The organism is Chromobacterium sphagni (assembly GCF_001855575.1).
Classification (GTDB): domain Bacteria; phylum Pseudomonadota; class Gammaproteobacteria; order Burkholderiales; family Chromobacteriaceae; genus Chromobacterium; species Chromobacterium sphagni.
This window is the reverse complement of sequence record NZ_MKCS01000001.1, coordinates 3032569-3051380: the sequence shown is the minus strand read 5'-3', so window position 1 is coordinate 3051380 and position 18812 is coordinate 3032569. Positions and strand designations below refer to the sequence as shown.

The 18812-nt window shown below is 64.6% G+C and carries 16 protein-coding genes and 1 pseudogene; 5 read left to right on the top strand and 12 right to left on the bottom strand.

The window, feature by feature from the left end; translation table 11 throughout:
• Positions 1 to 9 precede the first annotated feature (9 nt).
• The 4 genes from BI347_RS14175 to BI347_RS14160 are packed head-to-tail and all read right to left on the bottom strand — an operon-like array spanning position 10 to position 4092.
• Positions 10 to 1239 carry a hypothetical protein gene (locus BI347_RS14175; RefSeq protein WP_071116138.1) on the bottom strand — a complete coding sequence of 410 codons (1230 nt, stop codon included), beginning with the start codon at positions 1237 to 1239 and terminating at the stop codon, positions 10 to 12.
• 3 nt (positions 1240 to 1242) lie between these two features.
• Complete coding sequence (locus BI347_RS14170) at positions 1243 to 2007, bottom strand: outer membrane lipoprotein-sorting protein (protein WP_071116137.1); 765 nt, start codon at positions 2005 to 2007, stop codon at positions 1243 to 1245.
• Between the two features lie 10 nt (positions 2008 to 2017).
• The gene (locus BI347_RS14165; protein ID WP_071116136.1) at positions 2018 to 3394 is read right to left on the bottom strand and encodes an ABC transporter permease; all 1377 of its coding nucleotides are present in this window, start codon (positions 3392 to 3394) and stop codon (positions 2018 to 2020) included.
• Positions 3391 to 4092: an ABC transporter ATP-binding protein gene (locus tag BI347_RS14160; protein ID WP_071116135.1), complete on the bottom strand. Its 702-nt coding sequence runs from the start codon at positions 4090 to 4092 to the stop codon at positions 3391 to 3393. Before BI347_RS14160 ends, BI347_RS14165 begins: the two co-directional genes overlap by 4 nt.
• Before the next feature lie 199 nt (positions 4093 to 4291).
• Between BI347_RS14160 and BI347_RS22805 the strand changes: the two are divergent.
• Both BI347_RS22805 and BI347_RS14145 read left to right on the top strand, forming a co-directional pair.
• Positions 4292 to 5109: pseudogene (locus tag BI347_RS22805) on the top strand (polyphosphate kinase 2 family protein); the annotation flags it as partial.
• 72 nt (positions 5110 to 5181) lie between these two features.
• Complete coding sequence (locus BI347_RS14145) at positions 5182 to 7263, top strand: methyl-accepting chemotaxis protein (protein WP_071112477.1); 2082 nt, start codon at positions 5182 to 5184, stop codon at positions 7261 to 7263.
• 61 nt (positions 7264 to 7324) lie between these two features.
• Here the strand turns inward: BI347_RS14145 and BI347_RS14140 are convergent, their stop codons facing one another.
• Positions 7325 to 7933 carry a LysE/ArgO family amino acid transporter gene (locus tag BI347_RS14140; RefSeq protein ID WP_083338883.1) on the bottom strand — a complete coding sequence of 203 codons (609 nt, stop codon included), beginning with the start codon at positions 7931 to 7933 and terminating at the stop codon, positions 7325 to 7327.
• A 125-nt stretch (positions 7934 to 8058) separates the two neighbouring features.
• Between BI347_RS14140 and BI347_RS14135 the strand changes: the two genes are divergently transcribed.
• The 3 genes from BI347_RS14135 to BI347_RS25010 all read left to right on the top strand — a co-directional run bounded on the left by BI347_RS14135 (position 8059) and on the right by BI347_RS25010 (position 10293).
• Positions 8059 to 8502, top strand: coding sequence for an Lrp/AsnC family transcriptional regulator (locus BI347_RS14135; RefSeq protein ID WP_071112476.1), 444 nt, complete (start codon positions 8059 to 8061; stop codon positions 8500 to 8502).
• 278 nt (positions 8503 to 8780) lie between these two features.
• Positions 8781 to 9125 (top strand): hypothetical protein, encoded by a 345-nt coding sequence (locus BI347_RS14130; RefSeq protein ID WP_071112475.1) that lies wholly within the window; start codon positions 8781 to 8783, stop codon positions 9123 to 9125.
• A 1012-nt stretch (positions 9126 to 10137) separates the two neighbouring features.
• On the top strand, positions 10138 to 10293 hold the full coding sequence (locus BI347_RS25010) for a transposase (protein WP_083338882.1): 156 nt from the start codon (positions 10138 to 10140) through the stop codon (positions 10291 to 10293).
• Positions 10294 to 10477: 184 nt separating this feature from the next.
• Here BI347_RS25010 and asnB read toward each other — a convergent pair whose 3' ends face one another.
• The 7 genes from asnB to BI347_RS14095 all read right to left on the bottom strand — a co-directional run bounded on the left by asnB (position 10478) and on the right by BI347_RS14095 (position 18811).
• Positions 10478 to 12328 (bottom strand): asparagine synthase (glutamine-hydrolyzing), encoded by a 1851-nt coding sequence (gene asnB, locus BI347_RS14125; protein ID WP_071116132.1) that lies wholly within the window; start codon positions 12326 to 12328, stop codon positions 10478 to 10480.
• Between the two features lie 213 nt (positions 12329 to 12541).
• Positions 12542 to 13756, bottom strand: coding sequence for a phospholipase D-like domain-containing protein (locus BI347_RS14120; protein ID WP_071116131.1), 1215 nt, complete (start codon positions 13754 to 13756; stop codon positions 12542 to 12544).
• 141 nt (positions 13757 to 13897) lie between these two features.
• On the bottom strand, positions 13898 to 14932 hold the full coding sequence (locus BI347_RS14115) for a hypothetical protein (RefSeq protein WP_071112472.1): 1035 nt from the start codon (positions 14930 to 14932) through the stop codon (positions 13898 to 13900).
• Positions 14933 to 14942: 10 nt separating this feature from the next.
• The gene (flgL, locus tag BI347_RS14110) at positions 14943 to 15851 is read right to left on the bottom strand and encodes a flagellar hook-associated protein FlgL (protein ID WP_071112471.1); all 909 of its coding nucleotides are present in this window, start codon (positions 15849 to 15851) and stop codon (positions 14943 to 14945) included.
• Between the two features lie 8 nt (positions 15852 to 15859).
• Positions 15860 to 17227: a flagellar hook-associated protein FlgK gene (flgK, locus tag BI347_RS14105; protein WP_071116130.1), complete on the bottom strand. Its 1368-nt coding sequence runs from the start codon at positions 17225 to 17227 to the stop codon at positions 15860 to 15862.
• 13 nt (positions 17228 to 17240) lie between these two features.
• Positions 17241 to 17693 carry a rod-binding protein gene (locus BI347_RS14100; protein ID WP_071112469.1) on the bottom strand — a complete coding sequence of 151 codons (453 nt, stop codon included), beginning with the start codon at positions 17691 to 17693 and terminating at the stop codon, positions 17241 to 17243.
• Positions 17694 to 17704: 11 nt separating this feature from the next.
• Complete coding sequence (locus BI347_RS14095) at positions 17705 to 18811, bottom strand: flagellar basal body P-ring protein FlgI (protein WP_071116129.1); 1107 nt, start codon at positions 18809 to 18811, stop codon at positions 17705 to 17707.
• Position 18812: the final 1 nt, after the last annotated feature.

Genomic DNA, 18812 nt, shown 5'->3' with positions numbered 1-18812 from the left:
GATTTCACCTCAGTGGAAATAATCGAACACCAGCTGCCATGCCTGCTTCGCCGGCCCGGCGCCATACTGGCTCAAGGCGCCGCCGTCGAAGCGCTGCCACTGCAGCGCCAGATCCACCGGGCCCAGATGATAGCGCGCCTCGGCCCAGTTCATCCCGCTATGATCCACCAGGCTGACGCCGCGCATGGCGGTCAGGTCCAGATTGTCCGCCAGCGCGTCCTGCCAACTGGCGCGCAACAGCGCGCCGCGCCGGGTGAGCAAGGCCGTGCTGGTGGCCATGCGCATGCGATACAAGCCATAGAACGGACTCTCCTGCAGTTGCCGCCAACTGGCCGAATCCGGCGCGCCGCCATCGTACTCGCCTTCCAGCGTAAGGCTCAGCTTATTGCCGCCGGTCCAGGTGAGGCCGCTCGCCAGCCGGTTGCTCCAGCCATCTCCCTCCTGCCCCAGCCATTGCCGCCATTGCGGCGCCTGCCTGCCGCCGGCCCACTCGATGTAGGCCACGGTGGCGTCGCCCAGCACCCGCGACAGATTGAAACCCAGTTGCGGCGAGCGCCCCTGCTCCTGCAACAGCAACCATTGCGGGTTCAGCGCTTCGGTAAAGCGGTAGCTGTAGACCAGCAGCGCCCGCTCGCGCGGATTGCTGGCGCCGAAATCCAGGCTCATGCCATTGCCGCTGGGGCCATCGGCCAGCTTGGGCGACCAGATCGCCGTCAGCGAGGCATTGTCCCACAGCCGCTGCCAGCGCAGCATGGCGTTGCCCAGCCGGTTCTCCCGCAAGCTGGCCTGATCGGCAGACACCACCGAGCGCACCGTGCCCTCGCCCAGAAAGTCGGTCGGGTTGTAACCGACCCCCACGCCGTAACGGGTGTTGACGCGGCCAATGTCCAGCATGCTGGCGCCGCCGAACTCGCGGCTGAGATAAGCCTCTTTCAGCGTGTCGACGCCATGGCTGCGGCCCGGCGCATCGGCGAAGTTCTGGTCCAGGCGATTGGACAACACCGCGCGCCAATCCGGATCCAGCCGCCCGTCCCAACGGATGTCGAACGACAAGCGCTGGCCGCCCGGCGCGCCCGGACTGGCGATGGCCGCCGCCTCCAGCAGCAGTTTCAAATCGCGAGGTTTCTCCGCCGGCAACTGGGTCTGGTCGGCCAATTGCAGCGCCGCCGCGTCGTCGTCGGCGCTGGCCGCCCCTGACAGCAGGCCGGCCAGCGCCAGCAGCCTTCCCAAGCGCCGCATCGCTCACTCCGCCCGGAAACGCGGCAGATAGTCGCGCTGCAGCCAGGCCTCCGGCACCTCGCGCCAGGCAAAATCGCTGTTGCGCAACACCGTCACCCACTTGGGATTGAGACCGTCTATGATCACCGTCTCGGTGGGACGCTCCTGGCCCAGCACCTGCTGGTAGGCCCGGTAATAGGCGGTTTTCAGCAGGCCGCCGCTTTCGGCGTAGAACCTGGCCTTGCGGCTGCGGTAGCCCGCCGTGTCCACCCACAGCTCTATCGCGTGGTAGGTGACGCCGGCGTTGCGCGCGGTCAAGCGCAGCTTGTAGCAATGGCGCGCCTGGCGGTCGCCGTCCTGGATATTCTCCTCTCCCGCCAGCGCGGCGCGGTAGTCCAGCGCCAGGTTCACCGTCACCACGTCGCCGTTGGATGCTTGGCCCAGCAAGCGCTGCTGCGGCGAGATCGGCACGCTGGCCTTGCTGGCCGGATCGTAAAACCACAGGTCGTTGCCGTTCTTCAGCATCAGCTTGCCGGCGTCGCGCGCCGGGTTGACAAAGCGCAGCAGGCTGCGGAACTGGCCGTTGTTCGGGTCGGCGCGCGAATACACCGCCAGCGCGCTGCGCTCGTTCTCCTTGCCATCCTTGTAGCCCACCAGCGACACGATCAGGCCGAAGGACTTGCCTGGATTGCGCACCGCGTCGCTGTTCGCCAGTATTGTCTGCGCATCCGGCGCGGCTTGCGCCAGGCTGCCCAGCAGGCAAAGCGCGGCTATCAGCAGTTTGTTCATGTCCATCTCCTCAAGCGTGGCGCAGAGCGTCCACGATCACCGCCCGGGCGGCGCGCCGCGCCGGCCACCAGGCGGACAAAGTCGCCATCAGCATCAGCCCCAGCGCGGTGGCGAGCATCATGCCGGTTTCGCCCCACAGCCGCACCATGATGGGCGACGGGTCCACCTGGCCAGGCGGCAGCCAGGTCAGGCCGGCGTGGTTGATCACCTGGGCCAGCAGCAACGCCAGCGCGATGCCGGCCACGCTGCCCAGCAGGCCCAGCATCACGCCCTCGCACAGGAACAGGCGCTGGATGCCGCCGCGGCGCAGGCCCATCGCCCGCAGCGTGCCGATTTCCACCGTGCGCTCCAGCACCACCATATTCATGGTGTTGGCGATGGTGAACAGCGCCACGCAGCCGATCAGGATGGACAGGAAACCGAAGATGGTGCCGAACATGCCGGTGATCTGGCCGTATTGCGGCTGCAGCGTGGCAAAGTCGTAGGCGGCCAGCGGCTGGTCTTTCAAACTGGTGGCGAACAGCTGCCGCAACCGCGCCTGCGCCGCCGGTATCTGACTGCTGTGCTTCAATTGCAGCGCGATGGCGGTGACGCGCGGCTCGCCGCCGCCGTAGACCAGCCGCTGCGCGGCGGCCAGGTGCATGCTGACGTACATGTCGTCCAGCTCCTTCACCCCCATGCTCTGCGCCTTGACCACGGTCAGCCGCGCCACATTCGGCGCGCCGTCGGCGGTGGCGGCCAGCAGTTCTATGCGGTTGTCGGCCAGCGCCTGCGGCGCGGCGTCGGACAGCGCCCGCAGATCGGCCGGCATGGCGTTGCCGCCGCCGGCGGCCCTGACCGGCGCGCTGCAGCCCTTCACTTTCAGCGCGTCGCACAATTGCAGCACCCGCGCCACGCCCACCCCTATCACCGCCGCGTCCGGCTCGGTGCCGGTCAGGGCTATGGTCTTGGGCTTGTCGCCGAAATGGTAATCGTCCCAGCGCCGCATCCGGTTCTGCCCGGCCACCTCGCTGCCCTGGGCGATGACGGTGCGCGAGGCGCCGGCGGCGTAATGGCCGGCTATGCCGCCCAGCGACAACGTCGGCGTCGCCGCCGTCAGCATCGGTTTCAATATCGGATCGTTCTCCACCACCCGCATCACGCGCCGGTAGTCGCGGATGCCGTAGGCGGCCGGATTGCCGTTGCCGTAAAGAAAATAATCGCGGTGCTGGATCTGCAAATGGCCGCCGCTGCGGACGAAGCCGGTCTGCAGGCCATATTGCACAGTGCGGTTGTAGCCGCCGAACAAGAGCAGCGCCACCACGCCCACCACCATGGTGCCCAGCGTGGCCAGCGTGCGGCGGCGGTTGCGCAGCAGATTGCGCCAGGCCAGTTTCAGGGTGTTCATGCCATCTCCTTGCGCAATTGCGCGTCGGCGCGGCTGACGCGGCCGTCGCGCACCTGATAGTGGTCGTCAGCGGCGGCGATCACCTGCGGATCATGCGAGGAAAACACCACCGTCAACTGGTATTGCCGCTGCAGATCGCGCAGCAGCGCCAGGATGCCGGCGCCGGTCTGGCTGTCCAGATTGGCGGTGGGCTCATCCGCCAGCACCAGCGAAGGCCGGTGCGCCAGCGCACGGGCGATCGCCACCCGCTGGCGCTGGCCGCCGGACAGCTGGCCGGGCCGCTGCCGCGCCTTGTCGGCCAGGCCTACCGCGTCCAACAAGGCCATCGCCCGCGCCTTACGCTCTGCTGCCGACACCCTGGCCAGCAGCAAGGGATATTCGACGTTCTCATACGCCGACAGCACCGGCAGCAAGTTGAAGTTCTGGAAAATGAAGCCGATGTAGCGGGCGCGGAAATCGCTGAGCGCGTCGTCATCCAGCCGGGCGATGTCCTGCCCCGCCACCAGGATGGTCCCGCTGTCGGGCTGATCCACCCCGCCGATCAGATTCAGCAGCGTGGTCTTGCCGCTGCCCGATGGCCCGGACAGCACGGTGAAACAGGCCGGCCTGACCGCCAGCTCGACATCCTGCAGCGCCGGCACCGTCACCTGGTCCAGCCGGTAATGCTTGCAAACCTGATGCATCTGCACTGACCACATCGACTCTCTCCCTGGATGGACACCACGCCGCCACTGTAAACCAGCCGGAATGCGTTTGTAATATTTTGCGATGAAACGCCACCCATCGGCGCGAGACGCGCTTGGCCAGCGCCAGCCGCATCGTGGCGCGCGCGCACGACGAATCGGTGGAGATCAGCCAACACAGCAGCCGGTGGCTCTGGCTCTGGCGCCGCACGGCAGCGCCGTGCTGCCGGCCAGCTATTCACACAGCAACCGCATGCGCCGCGCCGAATACGAAAGGCTGAAGCAGGAGCCGCAGATCGAGCTGTTGAAAGTGCAGAGTTGGGTGAAGGAAAGCGGGCAGAAAATCGTCATCCTGTTCGAAGGCCGCGACGCCGCCGGCAAGGGCGGCACCATCAAGCGCTGCATCCCCATCTGCCCAGCGCCGGCGAGATCGTGTTCTTCGACCGCTCCTGGTACAACCCCGCCGGAATGGAGCGGGTGATGGGCTTCTGCGACGCCCGTCAATACCTGGAATTCATGCGCCAGACGCCGCAGTTGGAGCGGATGCTGGTCAACAGCGGCATCAAGCCGTTCAAGTTCTGGTTTTCGGTCAGCCGCGAGGAGCAGTTGCGCCGCTTCATCTCGCGCCGCGACGATCAGCCCAAGCACTGGAAGCTGTCGCCCATCGACATCCTGTCGCTCGACAAGTGCGGCGACTACACCGCCGCCAAGCAGGCGATGTCCTTCCACAGCCACAGCGGCGACGCGCCGTGGACGGTGGAGAAATCCGACGGCAAGAAGCGCGCCCGGTTGGGCGGCATCCGCTACTTCCTGTCGCGGCTGGACTATCCGGGCAAGGACCGGCGCGTGGCGCGCGCCCAACCCGCTGATAGTGGGCGAACCCGGCGATATGTCGGGTCAGGAAGAGCGGGACTCGCTCTCCTTTTGACCCCGCCTCTCCCCGCGCCGATGACGCCACCGGATCAGACCACCCGCCGCTGGCGGCCATCCGGTGATTGCCTGAAGACTTGGGAAACCGTATATTCGCTTTAAATAAGAATTTATACGTACTAGTCCGGTTTCGTGCAGCACTCGAATCAACCAGCAGCCTCGCAGGTAATTGTCATGAGTCACGCGCAACAACAATGGGGACGCCTGAGTACCCGAATCATCCTGGTCGCGGCCGGCGCCATCAGCATCGCCTTCGCCGCCATGATCGCCCTGATCGCCCATCTCAACTACAGCGCCGCGATAAACACCGGCTACCAGCTGGCGTCGGAACAGGCCGGCAGCTACGCCAAGGATGCCGAAAACACGCTGTCGCAGGGCTTCCTGCTGCCGCAGCACCTGGCCGACGCCATCGCCGGCGTCAAGCGCGGCGGCAAGCCCGACCGCAAGCAAGCCGACAACATCATCCTGCAGCTGCTGGACCACGCGCCGCAATCGATAGGCCTGTGGATGCTGTGGGAGCCCAACGCCTTCGATGGCGACGACAACGCCTTCCGCCTGGACTGGCCGCGCCACGACCCCACCGGCCGCTACGAGCCCTACATCACCAAGAACCCGCAGGGCAAGGCGCAGATGGACGTGATGATGTCGGCCGACCGCATCAAGGACTTCCCCAAGTTCAAGGACCACCCGGAAAGCTATCAGCCCGACTACGAAAAACCGGGCTGGGGCGACTTCTACTACGTGCCCAAACAGCGTGGCCGCGACACCATCACCGAACCCTACCCCTACGAGGTGCAGGGCAAGAAAGTGCTGGAAAGCTCGCTGGCGGTAGTGATAAAGGACGACGCCGGCAAGATGCTCGGCGTGTCGGCCACCGACGTGGCTCTGGACCAGCTGCAGAAATCCTTCGGCCAGATCCGCCTGTACCAGACCGGCTTCATCCGCATCCTGTCCGAGGGCGGCACCTACGTGGTCCACCCGCAGGCCGAGCAACTGGGCAAGGCCGTGGCCAAGGACGACGCGCTGGCCGGCCACCTGGCGGACATCAAGAAAGGCGAAGACTTCGTCTATGAAGACGGCGGCTTCACCCACTTCTTCCACCCGATCAAGATAGCCGACACCGGACAGTTCTGGACCCTGGGCATCAGCGTTCCCACCTCCGCCATCACCGACGGCGCCCGCAAGGAAATGCTGACTGCCATCGCCATCGGCGCGCTGGCGCTGGCGCTGATCCTGCTGCTGTTGACCATCGTCATCCGCACCCAGACCCGCCCGCTCAAGCACCTGGCCGAAACCATGGAGCAACTGGCCGAGGGCGGCGGCGACCTCACCACCCGCATCGCCATCGCCAACCGCGACGAGATAGGCCGCACCGCCAGCGCCTTCAACCGCCTGCTGGACAGCCTGCGCGACATGTTCGTCAACGTGCGCGAACAAAGCCGCCAGTTGTCCGACGCCGCCGCACGGCTGAGCGGATCTGCCACCCAGGTGCACGACGCCTCCGCCCAGCAGTCGGATGCCGCCACCGCCAGCGCCGCCAGCGTGGAGCAGGTGACGGTGGGCGCGCAGCACATAGCCAGCACCGCCCAGCAAGCCGGCGACATCGCGCGCGAAACAGGCGAGATGACCGAACAGAGCGTGGCCAAGGTCAAGCGCGTCACCAGCGAGATCCAGCGCATGACCGACAGCATGCACGAGCTGGCGGACAGGATGAGCGGCCTGGGCGAGCGCTCCAACGAAGTCACCACCATCGTCGGCGTGATCAAAGACATCGCCGACCAGACCAATCTGTTGGCGCTGAACGCGGCGATCGAAGCCGCGCGCGCCGGCGAACTGGGCCGCGGCTTCGCGGTAGTGGCCGATGAGGTGCGCAACCTGGCCGGCCGCACCGCCGAAGCCACCATCCAGATCACCCGCATCGTTGAAGCCATCAGCAGCGAAACCCGCCAGGCGGTCGGCGACGTGCAACGCAGCAGCCAGCAGGTGGATCTGAGCGTGGGCATCGCCGAGGAAGCCAACCAGGCGATGCGCGAGGTGCAGGGCTACAACCAGCAGTTGGTAACCAGCATCGTCGACATCGCCGCCGCCACCCGCGAGCAATCCAGCGCCAGCCTGGAGATCGCGCAGAATGTCGAGCGCATCAGCAGCATGGCGCAGAACAACAACCAAGTGGTGAGCGAGGTCAGCCAGGCGGTGCGCCAGCTGCGCGAGCTATCCAGCGGACTGGAGCAGCTGGTCAGCCACTTCAAGCTGTAAGCGGCCCTCCCGCCCTTCCCCAGGCCCGGCTCAGCCGGGCCTTTTCATTGCCGCCAAGCCGTCAGATGCCCGCCGCGCGCAAGGCCAGCAGCGCAGCGAAGCCCAGCAGGATAAAACCACAACCGGCATCCAGCATGCGCCCGCCGCGCGCGCCCAGCCTCGCCAACAAAGCGCCGCCGCCATAGGCCAACATCAGCCACCATGCGGCGGAGCCGCAAAACACCCCGGCGGCGATGGCCAGCTGCTGCGCGCCGCTGACCGCCAGGCCGCCGGACAAGCCGGCCGCCACCGCGACGAAGGACAGAATGGTCATCGGATTGCTCAAAGTCAGCAACAGCGTGCCGATGTAGGCGCGCCACAGCCCGGCAGCGCCCTCCTCCCGCCTCGCCGGCCCAGGCGCCGGACGCCGCAGCGTGGCCACGCCCATCCAGGCCAGCAGCAGACAGCCGGCCCAAGCCAGCGGCCGCGCCAGCTGGCCGGCAAAATGCGCCGCCACGCTGCTGCCGGCCACTCCCGCCAACGCAAACAACCCATCGGCGCTAGCCGCCCCCAGGCCGGTGGCCAAACCCAAGCGCGGTCCGCCGCGCAGGGTGCGGCTGATGCACAGCAGGCCTATCGGTCCCACCGGCGCCGCAATCGCCAAGCCTATCCAGGCCGCTTGCCAGAACATGTTTTTCTCCCCCGTTGACCATGCCATACTGTGCCGCCATGCCGCGCCGATGCACATGCGCTTTTTTCGCCCAGCAGCTATTCTGGCCTTGAAAACCAAAGCCAAATGGCAAAAGGAGTTTACGAATGGAAGTGGACGCCAAATCCTGGGCGATTCTGGCCGTGCTGCAGGCCAATGCCCGCCAGTCGCTGACCGAACTGGCGCAGACGGTGGGCCTGTCGGTGCCGGCGGTATCGGAAAGAGTGAAGCGGCTGGAAGAAGCCGGGGTGATACGCGGCTACCACGCCCGGGTGGCGCCGCTGCGCGCCGGCTATGCGCTGTCCGCGCTGGTGGGGATCACCGTGCCGCAGCCGGACAAGAAGACGCTGCTGGCGCGCCTGGAAGCGATGCCGGAAGTGATGGAGTGCCACCACGTCACCGGCGTCGATTCCTACATCTTCCGCCTGCTGGCGCGCGACGTCGGCCATCTGGAGCAATTGGTGGCCCAGCTCAACGATCTGGGGGAAACCCGCACCTCCATCATTCTGTCCACGCCGCTGCAAGGAAGGCCGGTTTTGCCCCCCAAATAGCCAGCCGTCAAAAATGAATAACAGCTATAGAAAAACATTTTTCAAAATTACCACATTCCGCCTGCTCTTTTTGACATGAATTCAACCGTGACCTGGCGGCTTATTCATTTTCTGAATCCGCCAATATTGCTTTAACAGCGAAAAATCCATAGCATCCACTGCCGATGCCTATCGCATCGCAAGGGCCGATTCGTCAGCCCCATGTATTAACCAACACAAACCAATTTGCACTTCCGTGCCGCATCCATTTTGGTCAACCGATTAAAAGGAGTCGCATCATGGCAAACAGCACTCTTCTCCCCAATCAATTCCTTGGCGTCAATCAGTTTTTGCAATCCGCCAGCGGGGCCTTTCAACTGATTCTGCAAAGCGATGGCAATCTGGTTTTGTACCGGATGACCAATCATCATCCGCTATGGGCTTCCAACACCAATGGCAAGGACGCCATGCGCGCCATCATGCAGACTGACGGCAACTTCGTGCTCTACGATTTCCATGGCAAGGCGCTGTGGGCAACCGGCACCAACGGCAAACCCGGCTCCTTCATTACCATGCAGGATGATGGCAATCTGGTGATCTACGAACCCAAGATACCGGTCTGGGCATCCAATACCGCACAGTAAAACCGGTCTCCCCAGTTGAGGAGCAGGCCACGCCAAACGGTGTGGCCATCAACCCGGCCCTTGCCACTCTGCAATAACTTTTGGATAGTCCATAATTCTCCAAGCAGGCATCCCATTCACTGAATCGCCGCATTACTGCAGAAAATTCCGCCACGCTATAATCCAAAAAATTGCGTTATACGCTAAAATAATCGCCAGTTCCCTACTTTCCTTTTCCTTACCTAAAAACATACCTGGACTCTCAAGATTAAGACCGCTAAAAAAAACCTATATTCTGCACAATGACGCACATGGCAGATCAGCGACTTACAAACGGCCGCCTGAGGTTTTTTAGCGACTCCAAACATACATCTAAAATCAGTCACCACAATAACTTGGGCGTCATCAGTCCCGAGAACTTTGAGCGGGCTTTGGCGTGAGGCGGGAATTTTTCTACTGTTCCCGGAACCGTCCACGCGTCAGTGTGGGTAATCTGTGGCCGATTTCGAAAGGGGAAAGAGTTCGGCCAGACGTCCTCAGAAACGACAATCGGCGCATCCCCGATGGGAATGCGCCGATCTTCAATACCAAACTACGATCAGGCTGATGCCGCCCGTTCAACGCGCGGACATGATCTCTGGCAAAACAGCCCTACTTGGCTGGGCTGGCTATTAGCGCCAACCCTCTCTAATCCTCCGAATCAAAGCAACAGTCAACATGTCGTAAACTTCTGCGGAGTTTGTATCGGATGGAACAAACTGTGCCAAGAAAACAAAATACTTCGCCTCAGTTTTTTGGTTAACCAGAGCCAAGCCTGTTTTTACTTGCGAAAGAACCTAATCGCTCCCCTCCTTGGGAATTTCCCCTTCTTTTATTGGAAGTGGGCAGACTGTGATATCAACTTCCCGCTCGATTAGTTGAATAGCAAGAAAGTTGTGCGATGGGCCTGTAATGCGTACTACTTTGTAAATACCATTAGAGCCGTTAACAAAAACATGCAGAACAAGTTGGCACCAAGCCTTGTCAGACCGGCATGAAACGCCAACTTGTCACCCAGAAGCTTTGGAAATCGTTACAACCGCTGCTTCCCATGCCACCTCGTCGTCGTAGTAAGGGCCGTCCCCGTTTGGATGATGGGTCCGCTCTGAACGGCATCCTATTTGCCCTCACCACGGGTATCCCATGGTGAGAACAAACAAGAATGTCATTGAGGGCTGCAAAATCATCCAGCCGTGACCGCCCGCCCCGGTGGGAGCGAGATGGCGGAGGGAGTGGCGGCTGCAATGACTTCCAGAGCTTCTGACTGACGACTTTCCGTTTCATCTCCGCCAGATGCGGCATCAAGAGGTTTTGTTAGCGGGTCTAAACTGGACTCAAAGCCCCAGCTTCACCTGGTGGTGGCGCAGCCAGTTATCCAGCCCCAGCGCCATTTCCAGGCCAGCGCGCTCCGGCGCCGAACTGACCGCGCCATATGGCTTGTCCAGCAGACTTCGGACGGCGGTCCGGTCCAGCAGGGATGAAGCCGGCGCGGCCGAGTCGTCCAGCACTCTGGCCAGCCCTTCGCGCAGCGCGCGCTCATAGGCCGGGTCCTGCGTGGCCGGATACGGGCTCTTGACGCGTTGGACAATGGAATCCGGCAACACATCCTTGCCGGCGGCGCGCAGCAGGCTCTTCTCGCGGCCATCGAAGTTCTTCATGCTCCACGGCGCGTTGAACACGTATTCCACCAGCCGGTGGTCGCAGAACGGCACCCTCACCTCCAGTCCCACCGCCATGCTCATCCGGTCCTTGCGGTCCAGCAGCGCCTGCACGAAGCGGGTCAGGTGCATGTGGCTGATCTCGCGCATCCGCTTTTCCTTGGCGTTGTCCGTGGCCAGCGTCGGCACCTCGGCCAGCGCTTGGGCGTAGCTGTCGCGGCGGAAGCCCGGCATGTCCAGCTGCCGCAGCAGCTCAGGCGCGATAAGCGACTGGCCGTCGAAGAAGGAGCCCGCGTTGCCGCTCAACCAGGGGAAGGTGTCGGCCGCCACCGCGGCCGCGTCGTGGAACCAGCGATAGCCGCCGAACACCTCGTCGGCCGACTCCCCGGACAGCGCCACCGTGGATTGGCCGCGGATCGCCTCGAACAGCTTGTACAGCGACGGCAGCATGTCGCCCCAGTAGGCTGGCGGCAAATCCTGCGCGCCCAGCACTGCCGCGCGCAGCGCCGGGTCGGCCAGTTCGCGGCTCTCCAGCAGGATTTCCTGATGCTCGGTGCCGGCATGGGCGGCCAGATCGCGCACGAAGGGCGCGTCCGGCGAGCCGCGCAGATAGTCGGAGGTAAACTCGATGCCATGATTGACGAAGTCCACCGAGAACGAGCGCACCCTGCCCTTGCCTTGCCTGGCGGTGCTCCTGGCCGCCAGCGCGGTGATCACCGACGAGTCCAGCCCGCCGGACAGCAGCGTGCACAGCGGCACGTCGGCGATGATCTGACGCTCGACGATGTCATCCAGAAGCTCGCGCACGGTGCGGATGGTGGTGGGCAGGTCGTCGCCGTGTTCGCGCGCCTCTAGCTGCCAGTAGCGGTGCTTGCGCAAGCCGGCGCGGTCAACAGTGATGGTTTGGCCCGGCCGCACCTCGCGCATGCCGGCGAACACCGCCGCCTCCGGCGTCTTCACCAGGTCCAGCATTTCGCGCAGGCCGTCCGCGGTCACCAGGCGCTGCGCTTCCGGATGCGCGAGGATGGCCTTGGGCTCGGAGCCGAACAGCACGCCGTCGGCGGTCGGATAGTAATACAGCGGCTTCACCCCCATGCGGTCGCGCACCAGCAGCAGCCGCTGCTGGCGCGTGTCCCAGATGGCGAACGCGTACATGCCGTTGAGTCGACCGGTCAGCGCTTCGCCCCATTGCAGGTAGGCGCGCAGCACCACTTCGGTGTCGCTGCGGGTGCGGAAGGCGTGGCCCAGGCCGATCAGCTCGCTGCGCAGCTCCTGGAAGTTGTACACCTCTCCGGTGTACACCAGGCAGGCCAGCGCCTTGCCGTCCGCCTCGGCCAGCATCGGCTGGCTGCCGCCCTCCAGATCGATGATGGACAGGCGGCGGTGGCCCAGCGCCGCATGGTGGTCCAGCCACACCCCTTCGGCGTCCGGCCCGCGCAGCCGCATGGTGCGCGTCATGTTGTCGATGACTTCGCGGTATTCCCTGACATCCCGCTCAAAACTGATCCAGCCTGCGATTCCGCACATTTTGGCTCTCCTCCGTGGATGGAATCCATAGCGAACATCCATGCCGGCAAGGGCATCGCCATGAATGACAAAGTATTTTAGTGAACGGGAGAGTTCGGGATATGCCAGGCGGCGCGCCGCGCGCGGAACCACCGGCTAAAACTGGTAATAAGAATGGGTTGTTGACGTATTTTTGCAGCCATCCGCCCACTCCGGCGGACGGCTGCAGACGGATCAGGAGGCCTGGCGGCAAGCCTTGTCGGGCGGCGCGTACTGCTTGCCGGCCTCCAGCGGCTGCGCCAACGGCGAAGACCAGGTCTGCTCGTGCAGCGCGGCGATGCGGGCGGCCATCGCCGGATTGCGCAGCACCACTTCCAGATTGCGCGACTTGTCCATATAGCCGCCGCTCCAGTTGCTGGTGCCCACCCAGGCGATCCTGCCGTCTATCGCCATGGTCTTGCTATGGATCACCCGCGCGAACGGGATGCAGGAGCCGTCGCGCGGAATGGTAACGTAGCGCACCTCCATGCCGGGCAACACCGCCAGGCTTTTCAGGTAATCAACCCCCGGCTTTTCCAGATTCCAGTCCGACACCATCAGCTTCACCTTCACTCCGCGCGCCAGCGCGCCGCGGATGGCGTTGTCGAACACCGGGTAGTAGCTGCGCGGCTTGCCGAAGCTCAGCGGCGCGTAGTCCAGCAGCTGGATGCGCACTTCCTGCGTCGCTTCCGCCATCAGCCGAGGCAGCGCGGTTTCGGAATCGCCGACGCCGTCCGGGTTATAGGCATTGGGGCTGGCCAGCAGCACCGCCGGCTGGCGCAGGTCCGCCGGCAGGATGGCGCTGCGCAGCGGCTCCGTCTTGCCGCCGGCGGCGAGCGTTTGCTGCGCGGCCCAGTCCTGCTCGAAAATAGCCTGCATCCGGCCGGCCATGACGGCATCGTCCACCTTCAAACCGGTTTCATGGATGTGTTGCAGCGAGCGCCAGTCGAAATTCTGGCTGCCGACATAAGCCTGCCTGCCATCCACCACGATGAACTTGGCGTGGATGATGCCGTTGCCGGTGATCTGGTTGTAATCGAGCTGACGGTATTGCAGATTTGGGATGCGCTTGAGACGCTCTATGGTGGCTGGATTGCTGGCGAACATGCCCTTCCTTTCCATCAGGAAGCGGATCTTGACCCCGCGCCGTCCCGCCGCCTCGAGCCTGTCCATCACCTGGTCGAGCTTACCGCCCGCCTCGCCCGCCACGTAGAACTGTTCCAGCGCGATCTGCTTCCGGGCCGAGTCGAACAATTCGTCCCATACCGTGGCCGGGTCGCGCAAATCCGGCGTATCCAGGCCGGCGTGCTGCGGAGCGGTATGCACCAGTTCAAAGCCGGGGATGGTGAAATCGGCGTGGGCCAGCGTGGACGACACTACCAGGGCTAGCGGCCAGCAGCGGCTGCGCATTGCGGCTTCCTTTGCAAAATCGCGAATAATGACATTCTCATGTTAAGGAAGTATGAACCGCACATCCCAGCCCCGCGCCGGCCGGGCAAAACAACAAGGCCGCTCCTGCCGGAGCGGCCCGTCCGCATCTCAAATCAGCGCTCAGCGCAATGACAACAGCGCCAGCACCCGGTAGCGGCTGATGCCCAGCAAGGCCGGCACCAGTTGCTGCAAATGGCCGAAATCGCCGCTCTGGTTGAGGCGGGCGTTGAAGTCGCTGACAAAGGCGTCGGCCCAGCTCGGCTCGTCCTGTTTCGCCAGCTGGCTGATGGACTGGCGCGCCTCGGCGATGGCGCCGTTGATGGTGGAGCGCGTCTGCTGCAGTTGGGCGATAGCGCGCAGCACGCCTTGCAGCGTCTGCCGCACCTGGGCATGGTCGTCCACCTGCCACTGGCCCGGCGCCAGCGCCGGCGGCTCGGCGTCCAGCGCCAAGGGTTGCGGTACCCCGCCTGGAAAGCGCACCCCGCCGCCGCGAACGACAAGGTCGTTTTGCAGCCGGCTCCAGTCCTGTTCGCTGCAGCTGAAGCCCAAGCGGCCATGATCGTCCAGCTCGCAGCGCACGCCGGCCGGCCCCAAAGCCTGATTGAGCCGGCGCAGGATGTCTTCGCGGCCGACGCCGGCGCCCACCTGCACCGCGCTGGGCGGCGCGCCGCCGCCGGTGGAAAACACCAGGGTTTCCGATTGGCCCTGGCTCAGGCTGTCCAGATCCAGGCCGCGCGCGGCGAACAGCTGGCGCGATGGCGCGCCGAGGCTCAGCCTAAGCTGGCCGTCCAGGCTGCCGACGCTGTCGTCCCGCCTTTGCTGCCAAGCCTGCTGCAGCTGGTCGCGCTGCTCGGCCAGGCCATCGCAGTCCACCCGGCGCTGAGTCAGCTGCTGGCTGAGGCTGCCCTTGAAGTTTTCCAGCTGCCGCAGCATGTCGTCGACGAAACCTTGCGCGCACTGCGCGGCGCTGAGCTGCTCGTTGAGCTGGGTGCTGTAGCGCCAGCCCGACGCCGAGGCGGCGGACGGCTGGGCGCTGGCCAGCGCGGGGCGGCCGCCGGCACCGGCGCGGCCGCTTGCCGGCGCGATGGCCGATCCATTCTTGCTCCAGCGCCTGTCCGCGCTGGGGTGGTTGACCGAGGTAAGCGTGCTGGACATGGCGGCGGACTCAGATCACGTCGAACAGGGTCAGCTGGCTGACCTTGCCGTAGGCCTTCTGGCTGGCCTGCAAGGCCATCGACAGATTGTTCATGTCCATATAGGCGGTGCCGTAGTCCAGGCTGCCCAGTTCCAGAATGTTCTGCTGGTTGGCCAGGCTAAGGCTGTTGTGGTTGCCATCCAGCGTCTGCAAAACGTTCTGCGAGCCGCCCAGTTCGGAAATGCGGCCGCTGACATCGCCTAGTGCGCTGTCCACGCCGTCCATCACCCCGCGGATGGTGGCGCCGACGGCGGGGTCCTTGTTGTCCAGCGTCGGGCTTTGCAGCGTGGCGATCGCCTTGTCCAACTGGTTGAGCAAGGCGGCCATCGGCTGCAGCGTGACATTGGACGGCTGAGTCACGCCCTCGCCCACCGTCACCTGCTGGCTGTCGGTGTTGCCGGCGAAGCTGTAGCGGCTGCCTGCCGGCTGAGTATTGTCCACCGCGATGGCGGCGGTATTGATGGCGCTGCCGGAAAACATGTAGCGCCCTTCGCTGTCCTTGGTGTTGGCGGCGAACAGGATGCTGTCGCGCAGGCTGATCAGCGGCGATGCCATCGCCTTCAAATCCTCCGCCGGCGGCTGGTTAGCGGCCGCCACCAGGATGTCGCGCGCGTCGCGCAGGTTGGCGCTGATGCCGTCGAGCAAGGCTTCGTTCTTGGACAGCTGCGACTTGAGCGCGCCGATATTGTCGCGGTACTGGCTCAAGGACGCCTCCTCGCGCTGCAGGCGCAGCAGGCGCACGCTGGCGATGGGATTTTCCGAGGCCACCAGCATACTCTTGCCGCTGGACATCTTCTGCAGCAGCTCGGCCATGCTGGAACTGCTGTTCTGCATGGCCAGTCGCAGAGTGGACTGGTACTGGTTGCTGGAGATACGCATGCTTGTCCTTACAGGATGGCCAGGGTGCTTTCGAACAGCTGGTTGGCCACCGAAATCACTTTCATATTGGCCTGGTACATCTTCTGGTATTCGATCAGGTTGACCGCTTCTTCGTCGCGGTTGACGCCGCTGGTGCCCTGCCAATTCTTCTCGGCCTCGGCCCGGATCACGTTGGCGGTGTCCAGGCCGGACTTGTTCTGCTGGCTGGAAATGGCCAGGTGGCCGATCATCTGCGAATAGGCGTCGCCCAGCGTCACCTGGCCGACGCCGGCCAGCGGGAAAGCCTGCTGCTTGATCGCCAGGATGGCCCGCAGATTATCGTTGTTGCCCGGCTTGGCCGGATCGGCGGAAAAACCCAGGTCGGCCGCCGCGATGCCGGTGGTTTGCAGCAAACCGTGGGCGGCGCCGGCATCGTACTGGAACAGCGGCTTGCCCGGTTGGCCGTTCAGGTCGTAGCCCTTGGCCAACTGAGCGTTGACGCGGCTCGCCAGCTCGCCGGCCAGCGCGCGCACCTGGGTCTGGATAGGGCGCAGATTGTCGGCTTCGAACTGGTTGAGTCCGCCCAGCTGGCCGCCCAGACCGCTGCCGGGAATGGAATACTTCTCGGTGCCGAAGGCCAGCTTCAGCTGCTGGCTGCCATCGGGCTGGCCTTCGCTGTCCAGCGTGGCGGCGCTGTTGCTGGCGACCAGCGGCAGGCCGTTCTTCAGGCTGACGCTCTTGCTGCCGTCCGGCTGGGCCACCACCCGCACCTCCACCAGCGACGACAGCGAGTCGATCTGGCGGTCGCGCTCGTCCTCCAGGCCGGAGGTGTTGATGCCCTGCGCCCTGGCCGACATCAGCTTGTCGTTGAGGGTGGCCAGGTTGGCGGCGGCGCTGTTGATCTGGGTCAGCGTGGCATGGCGCTGTTCGGCGATGGCCGCCAGCTGCGAGCCGAGCACGCCGTCCAGGTTGTTGAAGCGCTGCGCCAGCGAGCCGGCCTCGCGCACCACCTGGTCGCGCATGGTGTTGGAGTCCAGGCTGGCGGCGTTGAGCGCGGCGAAGAACTTGTCGAAACCGGCCGACAGGCTGCTGCCGTCGCTGCCCATCACCTGCTCCAGCTGGCTGAAGTAAGGCTGGGCGGCGGACTGCTCGCCGACGCTGGAGCCTGCCTGCCACTGCAGCAGGTTCTTGTAGTCGTCGCTGAAGCGGCGCACGCTGCCGACCGCCACGCCATAGCCGGCGCTGTCGGGGTCGCCGGTGCCCGGCGCCTGGGTGGTCAACACCACGCCCTGGCGCGAATAGCCCGGAGTCATCGCGTTGGCGATATTCTGGCTGGCCGTATTGAGCGCGACCTGTGCGGCCTGCGCGCCGGACAGCGCGTTGTTGATCATGCGCATGGTTTGGCTGTCATCACTTGTTCAGGGGAAACATCGGTGTGGCGAAAGCGGCCAGCCCCTGGTCATGGCCATGGTCATAGCCTTGGCCTTGGCCTTGGCCTTGGCCTTGACTGTCACTGGCGACGGCCGCGCCCTCCGGCTTAACGGGAATATTCCCATTCGCCGGCAGCAGCTGCGCCAGGATGGCGTTGGCAACGCCGAAAACGCGCTGGCGCGCCAGCTGGTCGGCCAGCGCGCCGTCAGCCAGGTCCAGCATGTCGCCGTTGATCGAGTTGGCGAACACGCTGTCTTCGCCCGCCACTTCGCGGGTGGTCTTGCGCATCTGCTTGAACATTTCGCGCACGAACTGCGCTTCGAACTGTTCGGCGGCCTTTTCCGCCTTCTTGCGGTATTCGGCGCTGGCCGGCGCCACCGGGGCGTCGCCGCCGGAAGGCAGGTTCTGGTTTTGCAGATCGTTGCTCAACATCGGCTGTTTCCTTAAATCACTATCAGTTCGCCGTCGATGGCGCCGGCCTGATCCAGCGCCTGCAGAATGGCCATGACGTCGTCCGGCGTGGCCCCGGTGCGGTTGACCGCGTCGATGATGGCGCGCAGGCTGGCGCCGGCCGGCCACTTGAACATCCGCCCCGCCCCCTGTTCCACGTTGACGCTGGAATTGGGCACCACCTTGGTGTCGCCGTTGCTGAACGGCCCCGGCTGGCTGACCATCGGGTTTTCCGAGATCACCACCCGCAGGCTGCCGTGCGACACCGCCGCCGCGCGCACGGTGACGCCTTCGCTGATCACCACGGTGCCGGTGCGCGAGTTGAACACCACGCGCGGCAGCTCGGCGCCGACATTGACGTTGAGCCGCTCCAGCCTGGCGACGAAGGCCACCCGCTCGGTGGGATCGATCGGCGCCTTCACTTCAATCGTAGTGGCGTTGCGGGTGCTGGCGATCTTGCCGTAACTCTGGTTGATGGCCTTGACCACATTGCTGGCAGTCTCAAAACTGGGGCGGCGCAGGCTGAGGCGGATCGAGTCGCCCTGCTCGAAATCGCTGGGAATCTCGCGCTCTATGCTGGCGCCGTTGGGAATGCGCCCGGCGGTGGGGGTGTTGACGGTGACGCTGGAGCCGCTCTTGCCCTGCGCCGACAGCCCGCCTATCACCACGCTGCCCTGGGCCAGCGCGTACACCTCGCCGTTGGCCGCCTTCAATTGGGTCAGCAGCAGGGTGCCGCCGCGCAGGCTCTTGGCGTCGCCCAGCGACGACACCGTCACATCTATGGTCTGGCCGCGGCTGTAGCCGGGCGGCAGGCTGGCGCTGACCATCACCGCCGCCACGTTCTTGACGCGGGTGTCGGTCTTCTCCGGCATCTTCAGGCCGAACTGCTTGAGCATGTTGGCGACCGACTGGCCGGAGAACTTCACCTGCGAGTTGTCGCCGGTGCCGTCCAAGCCCACTACGATGCCGTAGCCTATCAGCTGGTTGTCGCGGATGCCCTCGACATTGACCATCTGGCGCAACGGCAAGGCGAAGGCGGCCAGCGGGCAGGCCGCCAGCAAAACAACCGCCAGCAGGCGGCGGAAAAACGCTAGTTTCATG

What these genes read in the sequence shown, in the direction of transcription:
- BI347_RS14095 (WP_071116129.1), bottom strand. Translation starts at nt 18,811, where the DNA reads ATGAAACTAGCGTTTTTCCGCCGCCTGCTGGCGGTTGTTTTGCTGGCG.
- BI347_RS14170 (WP_071116137.1), bottom strand. Translation starts at nt 2,007, where the DNA reads ATGAACAAACTGCTGATAGCCGCGCTTTGCCTGCTGGGCAGCCTGGCG.
- BI347_RS14130 (WP_071112475.1), top strand. Translation starts at nt 8,781, where the DNA reads ATGGCAAACAGCACTCTTCTCCCCAATCAATTCCTTGGCGTCAATCAG.
- flgL (WP_071112471.1), bottom strand. Translation starts at nt 15,851, where the DNA reads ATGCGTATCTCCAGCAACCAGTACCAGTCCACTCTGCGACTGGCCATG.
- BI347_RS14160 (WP_071116135.1), bottom strand. Translation starts at nt 4,092, where the DNA reads ATGTGGTCAGTGCAGATGCATCAGGTTTGCAAGCATTACCGGCTGGAC.
- BI347_RS14165 (WP_071116136.1), bottom strand. Translation starts at nt 3,394, where the DNA reads ATGAACACCCTGAAACTGGCCTGGCGCAATCTGCTGCGCAACCGCCGC.
- BI347_RS14140 (WP_083338883.1), bottom strand. Translation starts at nt 7,933, where the DNA reads ATGTTCTGGCAAGCGGCCTGGATAGGCTTGGCGATTGCGGCGCCGGTG.
- flgK (WP_071116130.1), bottom strand. Translation starts at nt 17,227, where the DNA reads ATGCGCATGATCAACAACGCGCTGTCCGGCGCGCAGGCCGCACAGGTC.
- BI347_RS14120 (WP_071116131.1), bottom strand. Translation starts at nt 13,756, where the DNA reads ATGCGCAGCCGCTGCTGGCCGCTAGCCCTGGTAGTGTCGTCCACGCTG.
- BI347_RS14135 (WP_071112476.1), top strand. Translation starts at nt 8,059, where the DNA reads ATGGAAGTGGACGCCAAATCCTGGGCGATTCTGGCCGTGCTGCAGGCC.
- BI347_RS14175 (WP_071116138.1), bottom strand. Translation starts at nt 1,239, where the DNA reads ATGCGGCGCTTGGGAAGGCTGCTGGCGCTGGCCGGCCTGCTGTCAGGG.
- BI347_RS14100 (WP_071112469.1), bottom strand. Translation starts at nt 17,693, where the DNA reads ATGTTGAGCAACGATCTGCAAAACCAGAACCTGCCTTCCGGCGGCGAC.
- BI347_RS14145 (WP_071112477.1), top strand. Translation starts at nt 5,182, where the DNA reads ATGAGTCACGCGCAACAACAATGGGGACGCCTGAGTACCCGAATCATC.
- BI347_RS25010 (WP_083338882.1), top strand. Translation starts at nt 10,138, where the DNA reads ATGAAACGCCAACTTGTCACCCAGAAGCTTTGGAAATCGTTACAACCG.
- BI347_RS14115 (WP_071112472.1), bottom strand. Translation starts at nt 14,932, where the DNA reads ATGTCCAGCACGCTTACCTCGGTCAACCACCCCAGCGCGGACAGGCGC.
- asnB (WP_071116132.1), bottom strand. Translation starts at nt 12,328, where the DNA reads ATGTGCGGAATCGCAGGCTGGATCAGTTTTGAGCGGGATGTCAGGGAA.